This is a genomic window from Herminiimonas sp. (assembly GCF_030655415.1).
In genome coordinates this window covers 1-13,740 of sequence record NZ_JAURVN010000011.1, presented here as the reverse complement: position 1 = coordinate 13,740, position 13,740 = coordinate 1, and the positions used below count along the sequence as shown (strand labels likewise).

At 50.9% G+C, this 13,740-nt stretch carries 11 protein-coding genes; 9 read left to right on the top strand and 2 right to left on the bottom strand.

What is annotated here, in order from left to right; all coding sequences use genetic code 11:
* Nucleotides 1-22 precede the first annotated feature (22 nt).
* Nucleotides 23-1,756, top strand: coding sequence for a proline--tRNA ligase (locus tag Q7T66_RS08500; RefSeq protein WP_304932909.1), 1,734 nt, complete (start codon nucleotides 23-25; stop codon nucleotides 1,754-1,756).
* A gap of 35 nt (nucleotides 1,757-1,791) precedes the next feature.
* Nucleotides 1,792-2,463, top strand: a complete 672-nt coding sequence (locus tag Q7T66_RS08495; RefSeq protein ID WP_304932908.1) for a lytic transglycosylase domain-containing protein — start codon at nucleotides 1,792-1,794, stop codon at nucleotides 2,461-2,463.
* A gap of 147 nt (nucleotides 2,464-2,610) precedes the next feature.
* On the opposite strand, the gene Q7T66_RS08490 is transcribed toward Q7T66_RS08495, so the two are convergent.
* A complete protein-coding gene (locus Q7T66_RS08490; RefSeq protein WP_304932907.1) occupies nucleotides 2,611-3,063 on the bottom strand; it encodes an SWIB/MDM2 domain-containing protein in 453 nt (150 codons plus the stop codon).
* A 353-nt stretch (nucleotides 3,064-3,416) separates the two neighbouring features.
* Nucleotides 3,417-4,784 carry a signal recognition particle protein gene (ffh, locus tag Q7T66_RS08485; RefSeq protein WP_304932906.1) on the bottom strand — a complete coding sequence of 456 codons (1,368 nt, stop codon included), beginning with the start codon at nucleotides 4,782-4,784 and terminating at the stop codon, nucleotides 3,417-3,419.
* Nucleotides 4,785-5,147: 363 nt separating this feature from the next.
* Here ffh and Q7T66_RS08480 point away from each other — a divergent pair, with 363 nt between their 5' ends.
* The 7 genes from Q7T66_RS08480 to Q7T66_RS08450 form a co-directional block, all read left to right on the top strand.
* Entirely contained in the window at nucleotides 5,148-5,957 is an 810-nt protein-coding gene (locus Q7T66_RS08480) for an inner membrane protein YpjD (protein ID WP_304932905.1), read from the top strand.
* Nucleotides 5,954-6,190: a PP0621 family protein gene (locus Q7T66_RS08475; RefSeq protein ID WP_304932904.1), complete on the top strand. Its 237-nt coding sequence runs from the start codon at nucleotides 5,954-5,956 to the stop codon at nucleotides 6,188-6,190. Before Q7T66_RS08480 ends, Q7T66_RS08475 begins: the two co-directional genes overlap by 4 nt.
* A 3-nt stretch (nucleotides 6,191-6,193) precedes the next feature.
* Nucleotides 6,194-7,882: a PAS domain-containing sensor histidine kinase gene (locus tag Q7T66_RS08470; protein ID WP_304932903.1), complete on the top strand. Its 1,689-nt coding sequence runs from the start codon at nucleotides 6,194-6,196 to the stop codon at nucleotides 7,880-7,882.
* A 39-nt stretch (nucleotides 7,883-7,921) separates the two neighbouring features.
* On the top strand, nucleotides 7,922-9,349 hold the full coding sequence (locus tag Q7T66_RS08465; protein WP_304932902.1) for a sigma-54 dependent transcriptional regulator: 1,428 nt from the start codon (nucleotides 7,922-7,924) through the stop codon (nucleotides 9,347-9,349).
* Nucleotides 9,336-9,977 carry a 1,6-anhydro-N-acetylmuramyl-L-alanine amidase AmpD gene (gene ampD, locus Q7T66_RS08460; protein ID WP_304932901.1) on the top strand — a complete coding sequence of 214 codons (642 nt, stop codon included), beginning with the start codon at nucleotides 9,336-9,338 and terminating at the stop codon, nucleotides 9,975-9,977. Before Q7T66_RS08465 ends, ampD begins: the two co-directional genes overlap by 14 nt.
* 393 nt (nucleotides 9,978-10,370) lie before the next feature.
* On the top strand, nucleotides 10,371-13,265 hold the full coding sequence (locus Q7T66_RS08455) for a ribonucleoside-diphosphate reductase subunit alpha (protein WP_304932900.1): 2,895 nt from the start codon (nucleotides 10,371-10,373) through the stop codon (nucleotides 13,263-13,265).
* 155 nt (nucleotides 13,266-13,420) lie between these two features.
* A partial coding sequence (locus tag Q7T66_RS08450; RefSeq protein WP_370691629.1) for a ribonucleotide-diphosphate reductase subunit beta occupies nucleotides 13,421-13,740 on the top strand: 320 nt, incomplete at its 3' end.

Below are 13,740 nucleotides of genomic sequence, written 5' to 3'. Positions count from 1 at the left end.
TTTTTAAAAAGAATTCATCGTCATGCGTGCATCCCGTTTTTTCATTTCCACTCTCAAAGAAGCCCCTTCCGACGCAGAAATCGTTAGCCACAAATTGATGATGCGCGCCGGCATGATCAAGCGCCTCGGTTCCGGCATCTACACTTACATGCCTATCGGTTTGCGCGTGATTCGCAAGGTAGAGGCGATCGTGCGGGAAGAAATGAACCGTGCCGATGGCATCGAATTGTTGATGCCTTTGGTGCAGCCGGCAGAGCTGTGGCAAGAGACCGGGCGCTGGGACAAGATGGGCGCTGAACTGATGCGCGTCAAAGATCGTCACGGCCGTGACTATGCGATTCAACCGACGTCGGAAGAAGTCGTTACTGATGTGATTCGTACTGAGATCAAATCCTATCGTCAGCTGCCGCTCAATTTTTATCATATTCAAACCAAATTCCGCGATGAGCGTCGCCCACGTTTTGGTTTGATGCGCGGACGCGAATTCACGATGAAAGATGCTTACTCTTTCGATCGCGACGTCGAAGGTTTAAAGCGTTCGTATCAAATCATGTTCGATGCCTATACAAAGATTTTCAACCGCTTCGGTTTGCAATTCCGTGCAGTGGCAGCAGATAACGGCGCGATTGGCGGCTCAGGTTCGCACGAATTCCACGTGATCGCCGACACGGGCGAAGACGCAATTGTCTACTGCCCAACGTCTGACTATGCAGCCAATATGGAAGCGGCAGAAGCGATAGCGCCAGCAGCTCCACGCGGCGCAGCGACACAAGCTTTGACCAAGACATCAACACCAGGCAAAGCCAAATGCGAAGACGTTGCTGCATTGTTGAATTTGTCGCTGGCACAAACCGTCAAGTCAATCGTGTTGACGGTAGAAAAAGAAGAGAAGGGCGTCGTTAATAAAGAAGTCTGGTTATTGCTGTTACGCGGCGATCATGAGTTGAACGAAGTTAAAGCCGGAAAAATTCCAGGTCTGACTGACTATCGTTTTGCCAACGAAGCTGAAATCGTTGAATGGTTTGGCACGCCACCAGGTTATCTGGGTCCTATCAATACCAAGAAGCCAGTCAAGTTAGTAGTGGATCGCACAGTCGCAGCGATGAGCGATTTCGTCTGCGGCGCCAATGAAGTCGACTTCCATTTCACTGGTGTTAACTGGGGCCGCGATTTGCCAGAAGCAACCGTGCTCGATATACGCAACGTCGTCGAAGGCGATGCATCGCCGGATGGCAAAGGGGTGTTGGCGATTCAACGCGGGATTGAAGTCGGTCACGTGTTCCAGTTAGGTACGGCTTATTCCGAAAAGATGAAGGCGACTTACCTTGATGAAAACGGTAAACCGCAATTCATTCAAATGGGTTGTTACGGCATTGGTGTAACGCGCATCCTGGGCGCTGCCATCGAACAGAACTTCGATGACAAGGGCATCATCTGGCCAGCTGCGTTGGCGCCGTTTGAAGTGGTGCTGTGCCCTATGGGTTACGACCGTAGCGAAGGCGTCAAGACTGAGACAGAAAAATTGTATGAAGCTCTCCAGGCAGCCGGTGTTGACGTGATTCTCGATGATCGTGGTGAACGTCCAGGCGCGATGTTTGCAGATTGGGAATTGATCGGTGCACCGCATCGTATCGTGATCGGTGACCGTGGTTTGAAAGAGGGCAAACTCGAATATCAAGGCCGCCGTGATACCGAAGCAACTGCAGTTGCGCTGGATGAGATGCTCGCCTTCATTAAAGCCAAATTAGTTGCGTGATTTTTTTGACGCAGCGAGTGATGGCGCATAAGACCATGCGGTTTCAAATCACCGGCAGCGATCATCAAGAATGTTCGTTTGCCGCATTCGCCACATCGTCGTTGCGGCGCACATTTATCGGTGCGGTTCTTTTACTGTTACTGATAAATGCGTCAACAGTATTAGCTGGTAATCAAAAAGAAGAAGCCATGGCGGACTCAGTCCGCATGGCTTTATCGCGTGCGATTTCCGATCCGCGACCACCGATCCCGCAATTTATCGATATCAAGGAGCGGCTGGCTTATCTGCAGTGGTTGGGTGATATGTCGGATCGACTTGCCAAGCGTATTTCTGATCGTCAGGTGCGGATTGAATTCCTGCGTACGGTTTGGTACGAAGCGCGTCGTGCCGGTCTTGATCCAGCCTTGGTGCTGGGCTTGATACAAGTGGAATCTGCGTTCCGAAAATATGCGGTGTCGCCAGTAGGTGCGCACGGTTATATGCAAGTCATGCCATTCTGGACGCGTGTGATTGGCGATGGTGATCGCAGCAAGCTGTTTCATATGCAAACCAATTTGCGTTTTGGTTGCTCTATCTTGCGCATGTATCTCGATATGGAAAAAGGCGATTTGTTTCTTGCGCTAGGGCGCTATAACGGCAGCCGTGGTCGTGCTGAATATCCAAACTCGGTATTGGCATCTTGGAGAAATTGGGAACATCATCCTTGAGACGATCAGTGCTGATCAGGATGAAATAGCGACACAGAATTTGAAATTTTAAAGCGTCAGGGTAAAGCAAAAATAACCAACGACTATTTGCAGCAGAAACAAAAACGCCCGCGCGATGCGGGCGTTTTTGTTTGGTACCTGAAAAAATTATTTCAAGTGACCGGAGATGAGTTTTGTCATCTCGAACATCGATACTTGTTTCTTGCCACCAAAGACTGCTTTCAGTTTTTCATCGGCATCGATCATGCGTTTGTTTTCTGGATTTTGCAGTTTGAACTTCTTGATGTATTCCCACACTTTTTTAGTTACTTCAGTGCGAGGTGCTGGTGCTGCACCGATAACAGCCGCCAGAACTGCGGACGGTGTTACTGGTTTCATGAACGCAGCGTTAGGCTTGCGTGCAGTCGCTGGTTTTTTAGCGGCTACCTTTTTTGCTGCTGGTTTTTTTACTGCGACTTTTTTCGCTGCTGGTTTTTTAGCGGCTACTTTTTTGGCTGGCGCTGCTTTTTTAGCTGGCGCTGCTTTTTTCGCTACGACTTTTTTTGCTACTGGTTTCTTAGCGGCCGGTTTTTTGGCTGCTGGTTTTTTGGCTGTTGCCATCTTCAAACCTCCTTCACATTGTGTTGGGAAATTGCGCCACTTCACGCACCGCTAATAGTGGTGTGGTTTTTCTTGCTGTGCAAGTGTTTTTTGACTGTTTCACTGGGTATTTGTAGGTTGCGCGCCACGCAGGCCTCACAGAGGGAAAACGGTAAATGCGTGAATGTGTTCGATCGCTTCAAATTTGGATCGTATTTGATTTGCCAATGGGTGCGATTTTTTATAAATCGGGGTCCAGAAAATGGATGCAGATTTCTTGTTTTTGATCTGACCGTAAATGATTTGCACCATCGAAGTGCCGCACATGAAAAAGCCCGGCATTAGCCGGGCTTGGTATTTGATGACGCTGAAAATCAGCGCATGCCAGGCATCATGCCTTTCATGCCTCGCATCATTTTCATCATATTGCCGCCTTTAAGCTTCTTCATCATGGTTTGCATTTGGTCGAATTGCGCCAGCATGCGGTTGACTTCCTGCACCTGAACGCCAGCGCCGGTAGCGATGCGGCGCTTGCGTGAGGCCTTGATCAGCTCTGGCTTGGCGCGTTCCTGCGGAGTCATCGAGTTGATGATGCCTTCCATGCGTACGACCTGTTTATCCGCCATACCCATATTGGCGCCACTCGCGGCTTGCTGTAATTGCGCTGGCAGTTTGTCCATCAGATTGGACATGCCGCCCATTTTTTTCATCTGCGCGAGCTGCGATTTAAAGTCGTTCAAGTCGAATTTGCCGCCGACTTTGATCTTCTTGGCCAGACCTTCGGCTGCTTCGATGTCGACGCCTTTGCGGGCTTCTTCAACCAGCGCCAAGATGTCGCCCATGCCGAGAATACGATCTGCCATGCGGACTGGATCGAAGGCTTCCAGGCCATCCAGTTTTTCCGCAACGCCAGCAAACTTGATTGGCTTGCCGGTAATGTGACGCACTGATAGCGCCGCACCGCCGCGTGAATCGCCGTCCAGTTTGGTCAGGACAATACCGGTCAGAGGCAGGGCGTCGCTAAAAGCTTTGGCGGTATTGATCGCATCTTGGCCGAGCATTGCGTCGACCACGAACAGGGTTTCTATCGGTTTGACGGCGGCGTGGATCGCTGAGATTTCCTTCATCATCGCTTCATCGATGCCGAGACGGCCGGCGGTATCGATGATCAGGACGTCGTGATAATGGCGCTTGGCGTAATCGAGTGCGGCCAGCGCGATATCGACAGGCTTGTCAGTAGGCTCGGATGGGAAGAAGTCTGCACCGACTTGTTCGGTCACCGTTTTCAACTGGCCAATCGCGGCTGGGCGATAGACGTCGGCAGAAACGGTCAGGACTTTTTTCTTCTTTTGCTCACGTAGGTATTTCGCCAGTTTGCCGACCGTGGTGGTTTTACCTGCACCTTGCAAACCGGCCATCAAGATGATCGCGGGGGGCTGCGTCGCAAAATTGAGTTGCGACGCTTCGGGACCGAGATCGGCACCAATGATGGCGGCCAGTTCCCGCTGGACGACACCGACCAGTGCTTGGCCAGGTGAGAGCGAGCCGATGACATCTTCGCCCATCGCTTTTTCTTTGACGCGGCTGATGAACTCGCGCACGGCTGGGAGCGCAACGTCGGCCTCGAGAAGAGCGAGGCGAACTTCGCGCAGCATTTCTGCAGTATTCGCTTCCGTCAGGCGCGCTTCTCCGCGCATGGTTTTGACGGCTTTGGCTAGGCGTTGAGTGAGATTGTCGAGCATGAGTATTTTGTATGTATGGTGAAAACTAGTTGCGGCGAAAATTGGCGCGCGTGCAAGGAATACGCATGGTTGGCGCAGGAAGGTCTCATTTTAACCGATGCGATGGAAGATGACCGTGCTGTCATGATGCTAGTTCTGGGAACGGGTTTGGCAAACAGCGCCCGTCGATTTCCCCATAGATCTTGCATGATGCTTGAGCTGAGGTTGCTGCTGATCTTGTGGCCAGCCTTGCAGCCGATCTTGCAGCATATATAAGCGTTTTTCTTCGGCTAATGGTAATGTCGCGATAATCATTTCCTACTGGATAGTTGAAAGCCAATTTCTCCAGCGGAAAGCCCGAATTACATGGTGTAAACTTAAATGATGTATATATGTCTTTTTATCCTGGCAGCCCTGTTCTATGTGGTGTGCGCATGTTTGCCGCCGAAAAAACGCTTGGCAATTTCGCTTGGCACCCTGATTGGCTGGCTGCTGCACGGCGGTGCGTTGTGGGCAGATGCGATTACGTCCAACTCTTTGCGCATGGGTTTTGCAATCATGCTGTCGGGGACTTTGTGGATTTCCGTCGCGGCCTATTGGCTGGAAAATCGTAATTTCACGCTGGATGGTTTGCGGATTCTGGTGCTGCCATGTGCAGCTGTTGGTGTTTTGTTGCCTCTGGTTTTCCCGGGTAGCGTGATTGAACTTGCGGGCCGTTCCATGCTTTTCCCTTGGCACATTGCGATTGCGATGTTGGCGTACAGCACGCTGACGATTGCCGCCTTCCATGCGATTTTGATGGCGCTGCAAGAATCCAAACTGCATACGCGGTTGAATGTACAAAAAACCGGTTTGTTTGCAATGGCGATCGATCGCTTGCCGGCACTGCTGACGATGGAAAAATTGCTGTTCCGTTTGATCGGTTTCGGATTCTTCCTGCTGACATTGACGGTTTTATCCGGTGTCATTTTTTCCGAAGAGTTATTTAGACAAGCGTTCAAATGGGAACATAAAACCATCTTCACGATGTTGTCCTGGCTCTTGTTTGGCATCCTGCTGGCGGGGCGTAAATGGCGCGGCTGGCGTGGCAAGACGGCCCTCAGCTTTACGTTGACCGGCTTCACGACCTTGTTGCTGGCATACGTCGGCAGCCGCTTCGTGCTGGAAGTGGTCTTGCATAGAGGTCTTGCATGAAATTGTTGTTATGGGCCGGCATTATCGTCGCGGTTATCTGGATACTCCGCAGTAAAAAATCTTCTGCCAAAGTCGATTCGACTAAGGCTCCTCAACCACCACTTGCAAGTACAGAAGCAATGTTGAGTTGCGCGCATTGCAAGATTCATTTCCCTGCGTCTGAAGCAGTATTTGATTCTTCCCATACTGCATTTTGCAGTGCCGAGCATCGCGCTCAGCATGTCGTTCGTTAATTCATGAAACAAACCAAGCCGGTTTTTGACGACGCGCAAGCAACGTTCTGGCGCACCTTACAGACGTTCGCATTAACGCGTACTTTGATCGTGGCGGTTTTATTGCTTTACTTCGGTCTGAATGCCACGAAGATGTGGCCGCAAAAACAGCAGTTTTGGGAAATCTGTATTGCCTATCTGGCGGTAGCGCTGACATTTGTATTGCTATCGTTGTACTGGCGTCGCCGGTTCATGTTGCAGTTGGTTGCGCAAATTGCGGTTGATATAGGCGCGATCTCTTTTTTGTATTTATCCGCAGGCGGGATCAAAAGTGGTTTGGCGATTTTGTATTTATTCCCGTTGGCGGGCGGCGCCATTCTTGCGCCGCTGATCCTTTCCCTGTTTTTTGTTTCTGTGGTGACGCTGATTCTGCTGGCTGATAGCGGTTACCAGTTGCTGAATGAAAATTCGGATATTTCATCGTCACAAGTTGGCTTATACGGCGCAGCATTTTTCATCATTATTTTTGCCATCAATCGCCTTGCCGCTCGTTTGATCAAACAGGAGTCGTTGGCGCTGGGACGCGGCAAAGCCTTGCACGTTCAGCAGGCAATCAATCGTCTCATCATTGCGGATATGGAAGATGGCGTACTTGTAGTGGATCGCAAAGGCCGCGTCTTGATCAGCAATCCGGCAGCAGCGCATATGCTCGGCCTGACTTTTCCGCATGAAAAAAACTATGGAAAATTATCCGACATGGCATGGTTGCGGCCGATAGCGGACGCCTACCAAGCGTGGGGCCAGCAGGATGATTTACGGACGCCGACACAAGCTAATACGCCAACCTTTGTTTTAATCAAGCAAGGTGAAGATTTAACCTTGCAAGGTGGCACCACGGTTTTTGGGAGTCGCCGTGAGTTGATTACGCATTTGAAATTGCGCTTCGCAAAAGTTGATGCGGAAGGCGTGCAGGAAGAACGCGTCGTGATTTTCTTGCAGGATGTCACTGAAATCGAAAATCGCGCGCAGCAACTCAAGCTCGCATCCATGGGACGTTTAACCGCCAGCATTGCGCATGAAGTACGCAATCCCCTTTCGGCGATCGGGCATGCGGCTTCGCTGTTGAGTGAAGATGCACCGGATGCAGGTCAGCAGCGTTTGCTTGCGATCATCAACGATAACGTGGCGCGCCTGAATCGCATGATTGAGGATATTTTAAAGTTGTCGCGCAAGGCGCATCAATATCACGAACCCCTTTCTTTAGCGGTGTTGTTTGACGACGTTTTGAGTGAGTTGCAAGAGATGCACGGGGTGCAGCCAGGCATGATCGCGATTGGCGATATGACGGGCTACAAAGTGCGTTTCGATCCTTTGCATTTACGTGAAATCGTCTTGAACTTGCTGACAAATGCGTTACGCTACGCGAGCAGCACGCCGGGTAGTATTCGTGTGTATGTTGTGTCTGGCATCGGGCATAGACTTGAGCTGCATGTGCAGGATGATGGTCCGCAAATTACTTCGACCGTGCGCGCCCATTTGTTTGAACCGTTCTATACAACTTCCAGCAAAGGCACAGGGCTGGGACTCTATCTGGCGCGCGAATTGTGTTTGAATAATGGTGCTTTGCTGAATTATGAATATCGAAGTGATGATGAGAAGGGTGCGCCAGCCGGCCGTTTCGTCATCACCTTCGCCAATAATGAAAACATTTGATTGCCTTTGACCACTCATGAATCTTAAAATCCGCGCACTATGAGCTCCCCCCGTATTTTGATTGTTGACGATGAAGCAGACCTGCGGGAATTGCTGGAGATTACGCTCGTCAAGATGGGTTTGGATATTGATAGCGCACCGACGCTGGCAGTCGCGCGTGATTACCTGACCAAGACGGAATATGCATTGGTATTGACCGATATGCGCTTGCCGGATGGCTTGGGAATAGAGTTGGTGCATGAAGTGACGGCGCAGTATAAGAACACCCCGATCGCTGTGATTACGGCTTTCGGCAGCGCCGATAATGCGGTGGTGGCATTGAAGGCCGGCGCTTTTGATTACTTATCCAAACCGGTCGGGTTGGAGCAATTGCGGGTCATGGTGCGCTCTGCCCTGCGCATTACTCAAGGCGACAACAGTGATAAATCCAGTCAAAAAGCGGTAGCCTCGACAGCACTGCGTCTGATGGGCCAATCGGAAGCGATGCAGGATTTGCGTGCGCAAATCGCTCGCTTGTCGCGCAGCATGGCGCCGGTCGCGATCAGTGGCGAGTCAGGTAGTGGCAAGGAGTTGGCCGCGCGCGATATTCATGCGCAGAGTGCGCGTAACGACAAGCCTTTTGTTGCCGTCAATTGTGGCGCCATTCCAGAAGCCTTGATGGAAGCAGAATTTTTTGGTTACCGCAAAGGGGCATTTACTGGCGCGGTGGATGACCGCGATGGTTTTTTCCAGGCAGCCAATGGCGGGACTTTATTGCTGGATGAGGTCGCTGATTTACCTTTCGCTATGCAAGTCAAATTGCTGCGGGCGATCCAGGAGCGGCGCGTACGCAAAGTGGGTGCGACGGTTGAAGAGCCGGTGGATGTACGTATTATTAGTGCGACGCACCAGAATTTGCATGAATGCGTGGGCAAGGGCACATTCCGCCAGGATTTGTATTACCGCTTGAATGTCATTGAGTTGAGTTTGCCGCCTTTGCGCGAACGACTTGATGATATTGGTTTGCTGTCCGAGGTAATTCTGGCGCGGCTTGGCGGCGGACAAAAGACAGCGTTGACGCCTGCCGCGCTGGACGCGTTACGCAGTTATTCCTTCCCCGGCAATGTGCGCGAACTGGAAAACATTCTGGAGCGCGCGCTGGCATTTGCCAATGATGGAGTGATTGAAGTGACGGATCTGGCGCTGAAAGCCGCGCCATCGATCAAGATTTTCGCGCCATCACCGCCTGCAGAAGAAACCAAGATGGTGCCGGCTTTAATCGAAACGGAAGAAATGATTTTGCCGCCGCTGGCAGATGATTTGCCGCAGTCCTTGCCCGATCACCTCGACGATGTGGAGCGCGAAATCATTCGGCGCGCCTTGGCAAAAACCAGATTCAACCGGACGCAAGCCGCAGAATTACTCGGAATCAGCTTCCGTCAATTGCGTTACCGTATGCAGCGGCTGGATATCAATGCCCCCGAATAAGCAGACTTCCGATATACGATCTTTGCCGTTTCTAATCGATGAAAACGGTTGGGCGGCTGATGTCGTGCGCATGCCGTCGCCTAATTTCGATCAACGGGCCGAAGGGACGGACATTGCCTTGCTGGTAATTCACAACATCAGCCTGCCGCCAGAACAGTTCGGTGGTCCTTTTATCGCCGACTTGTTTTTGAATCAGCTTGATTACGATGCGCATCCATATTTCGACCAATTAAGACCTTTGCGGGTATCGGCGCATTTTCTGATCCGGCGCGATGGCATGGTGATGCAATTTGTTTCAGCCAACGATAGAGCTTGGCATGCCGGTGCTTCTTCGTTTTGCGGACAAGAGCGTTGCAATGATTTTTCTATCGGGATTGAGTTGGAGGGCACCGACTTTGAACCCTTTGAAACAGCTCAATATGCAGCGCTGGCGTTACTGACGGATGCTTTAAAGCAGAAGTATCCTTTGCAGAACGTGGCCGGACATGAGCAGATTGCTCCTGGTCGAAAAACTGATCCCGGCCCATTTTTTAACTGGACGGACTATCAGGAGCGCTACCATAAAGTGCGCTCGGAATCAGTGCAAACAGTGCGCACTGATGGTGATTTGCAGTTCTGCTTAGGGTAAAAAACGCACCATTGCAATCCCATATATTCATATAAAAAAATATATCTGAATCTCTCACGAAAGTGATTGCATCCCCGACTATCCCGCACTAGAATTAGTGCAGATCATAACTTCCGCACTAGATGTAGTGGGTTTTGTTGATCCACCCCTTAAGTCTGTTCAGTTGTTGCTTCACCATAATTTGTCCGTATATACATATTAATAGGGAGCCCTGAGCAGATGTCTTTCAACATAATTACTAGAATTAGAGTCGGTACAGGCAGCTAACGTAGATATCTGCGTTAGGCAGATACCTTCCATAAAAAATACCTTACACAAAACCAGCAATATCCGGTTTATCTCTTACAACCAGCACGGCAAAACCCGCCTGCAATAGTTTTTAAAGGAGTTGTAATGCTCTCTACGCAAGAAATTTCGGCTAAGTCGTCGACAGAAATCGGCAACATCGCGCCTCTCGCGGTTGCTCCATCGACTTCCGGCGCACACGCAGTCGGCCTCAGCGATCACCGCATCATCCGCCGTAACGGCGCAGTGGTCAGCTTCGAACCATCGAAAATCTCTATCGCTGTCACCAAGGCATTTTTGGCAGTTAACGGTGGACAAGGCGCGGCATCAGCTCGCGTACGCGAATTGGTTGAGCAGTTAACCGCAAACGTTGTAAACGCTTTAGTGCGTCGCCAACCAGCCGGCGGCACTTTCCATATTGAAGATATCCAGGATCAAGTTGAATTGTCCTTGATGCGTTCGGGTGAACACGATGTCGCGCGCGCTTATGTGTTGTATCGCGCCAAACGGATGGAAGAGCGCGCGCAGCAGCAAGCCGCCAAGCCTGTCGTTGAATCCAACCAGTTGCACGTGATCGAAGATGGTCAACGTCGTCCGCTGGATATGAATCAAGTGCGCGACCTGATCGCTGCAGCATGTATCGGTTTTGAAAAGCACGTTGACGCTGAAGCGATCCTGCGTGAAACAGTCAAAAATCTGTACGACGGTGTGCCGGTCGAAGAATTGCACAAGTCCGCCATCCTGGCCGCCCGCGCGCTGATGGAAAAAGACCCTGCGTATACAACAGTGACCGCACGTTTGCTGATGCACACCATCCGCAAAGAAGTATTTGGCAAGGAAGTTGCTCAAGCGGATGCGCCAGAAGCGTATCTTGAATACTTCCCTAAATTCATCAAGAAAGGTATCCAGGCAGATCTGCTGGATGCCAAGCTTGGTCAGTTCGATCTGAAAAAACTCGGCGATGCGCTGGTACCGGACCGCGATCTGCAATTCGGCTACCTCGGTTTGCAAACTCTGTATGACCGCTACTTTTTGCACATTGAAGATACTCGTATCGAAATGCCGCAAGCGTTTTACATGCGCGTCGCGATGGGTCTGGCATTGGGCGAAATCAACCGCGAAGAACGCGCAATCGAGTTCTACAACCTGTTGTCTTCGTTTGACTTCATGAGCTCGACTCCGACCTTGTTCAACTCCGGTACTTTGCGTTCGCAATTGTCGTCGTGCTATTTGACGACCGTTGCCGATGATCTGGATGGCATCTACGAAGCCATCAAGGAAAATGCATTGCTGGCGAAATACGCTGGCGGTTTGGGCAACGACTGGACACCAGTCCGTTCACTAGGCGCGCACATCAAAGGTACTAACGGTCGTTCGCAGGGCGTCGTGCCTTTCCTGAAAGTGGTCAACGACACCGCGGTTGCGGTGAATCAGGGCGGCAAACGCAAAGGTGCGGTCTGCGCCTATCTGGAAACCTGGCACATGGACATCGAGGAATTCCTCGACTTGCGTAAAAATACTGGCGATGATCGCCGTCGTACGCATGACATGAACACCGCCAACTGGATTCCTGATCTGTTCATGAAGCGTGTGATGGAAAAAGGCGAGTGGACCTTGTTCTCGCCATCCGACGCACCAGACTTGCATGACAAAGTGGGCAAAGCATTCGAAGAAGCCTATACCGGCTACGAAGCCAAAGCTGCACGTGGCGAACTGAAGCTGTTCAAGACAATTCAGGCGCTGGATCTGTGGCGCAAAATGCTGTCGATGCTGTTCGAAACCGGCCATCCATGGATCACATTCAAGGACCCATGCAACATCCGTTCGCCACAACAGCACGTCGGCGTGGTTCACAGCTCGAACCTGTGCACCGAAATCACATTAAATACCAACGATTCCGAAATCGCAGTCTGCAACTTGGGTTCGGTCAACATGCCAGCCCATATGAAAGACGGCAAGCTGGACCACGTCAAGCTGCAAAAAACCATCCGTACCGCAATGCGCATGCTCGATAACGTAATCGACATCAACTATTACGCAGTTAAAAAAGCGCGTGACTCGAACTTGCGTCACCGCCCAGTCGGCCTCGGCATCATGGGTTTTCAGGATTGCTTGCACATGATGCGTATTCCTTATGCATCGAACGACGCAGTGCAATTTGCTGATAACTCGATGGAAGCCGTTTGCTATTACGCTTACTACGCATCGACCGAATTGGCAGAAGAACGCGGCCGTTACAGTTCGTATAAAGGTTCCTTGTGGGATCGTGGCATCCTGCCGCAAGATTCGCTGAAATTGCTGGCGGAAGAACGCGGTGCCAAATATCTGGAAGCAGATTACAGCGAAACATTCGACTGGACTCCGTTGCGCGCACGCATCAAGGAATTCGGCATGCGCAATTCCAACTGCGTAGCAATCGCACCGACTGCGACGATTTCGAACATCATCGGCGTCTCGGCTTGTATCGAACCGACTTACCAAAATCTGTACGTCAAATCGAACTTGTCTGGTGAGTTCACCGAGATCAATGAATACCTGGTCCGTGATTTGAAAGCACGTGGATTGTGGGATGAAGTCATGATTTCCGATCTCAAATACTTTGACGGCAGCTTGGCGAAGATCGATCGCATTCCGCAAGATTTGCGCGCGATTTACGCTACCGCATTTGAAGTCGAGCCATCATGGTTGGTCGAAGCTGCATCGCGTCGTCAAAAATGGATCGATCAGGCGCAGTCGCTGAACATCTACATGGCTGGCGCATCGGGTAAAAAACTTGATGACACCTACAAGCTGGCATGGTTGCGCGGTTTGAAAACCACGTATTACCTGCGTACCATGGGTGCAACGCATACCGAAAAATCGACTTCAAAAACCGGTGCATTGAATGCAGTGGATTCTGGTGGCGGCAATTCGACAAGTGCATCCGCGGCTGAAACCGACGGCCCGGCGTGCATGCTGCGTCCAGGCGATGCGGGGTTTGAAGAATGCGAAGCCTGCCAATAATCGTCTATTCAGACATTGGGTTTCGCTAGTAAAAATTGATATTCATGATGTTGCACTGAACTTGAATTGCATAATGCTGACAAAGCTGTATAAGGTTTGGTCAGCATTAAAGTTTTCGGCAACATCCGCACCATATATAAATAAGGAAATACATCATGCTAAGTTGGGATGAAGAAGCAAAGCCAGCAGCACCGCAGTCGGCATTGCAACCAGCACTGCAACAAGTTCGTGACGCAGCAGCACAGCGCATACAAGCACAAGACGTAGCAATGGATCCTGCATTGGTGGCAAAACCAGCTGCTGCAGTGGATCCAATCCGTCGTATGGATGCCGCTGACAAGCGCATCATCAACGGCCAGACCGACGTCAACCAATTGGTCCCGTTTAAATACAAATGGGCATGGGACAAGTATTTGGCTGGTTGCGCAAATCACTGGATGCCGCAAGAAATCAACATGCAGCGCGACATCGAGCT

Coding starts and splice junctions, on each gene's coding strand:
- Q7T66_RS08500 (WP_304932909.1), top strand. CDS start 23: ATGCGTGCATCCCGTTTTTTCATTTCCACTCTCAAAGAAGCCCCTTCC.
- ampD (WP_304932901.1), top strand. CDS start 9,336: ATGCCCCCGAATAAGCAGACTTCCGATATACGATCTTTGCCGTTTCTA.
- Q7T66_RS08470 (WP_304932903.1), top strand. CDS start 6,194: ATGAAACAAACCAAGCCGGTTTTTGACGACGCGCAAGCAACGTTCTGG.
- Q7T66_RS08455 (WP_304932900.1), top strand. CDS start 10,371: ATGCTCTCTACGCAAGAAATTTCGGCTAAGTCGTCGACAGAAATCGGC.
- Q7T66_RS08480 (WP_304932905.1), top strand. CDS start 5,148: ATGTATATATGTCTTTTTATCCTGGCAGCCCTGTTCTATGTGGTGTGC.
- ffh (WP_304932906.1), bottom strand. CDS start 4,784: ATGCTCGACAATCTCACTCAACGCCTAGCCAAAGCCGTCAAAACCATG.
- Q7T66_RS08465 (WP_304932902.1), top strand. CDS start 7,922: ATGAGCTCCCCCCGTATTTTGATTGTTGACGATGAAGCAGACCTGCGG.
- Q7T66_RS08490 (WP_304932907.1), bottom strand. CDS start 3,063: ATGGCAACAGCCAAAAAACCAGCAGCCAAAAAACCGGCCGCTAAGAAA.
- Q7T66_RS08495 (WP_304932908.1), top strand. CDS start 1,792: ATGCGGTTTCAAATCACCGGCAGCGATCATCAAGAATGTTCGTTTGCC.
- Q7T66_RS08475 (WP_304932904.1), top strand. CDS start 5,954: ATGAAATTGTTGTTATGGGCCGGCATTATCGTCGCGGTTATCTGGATA.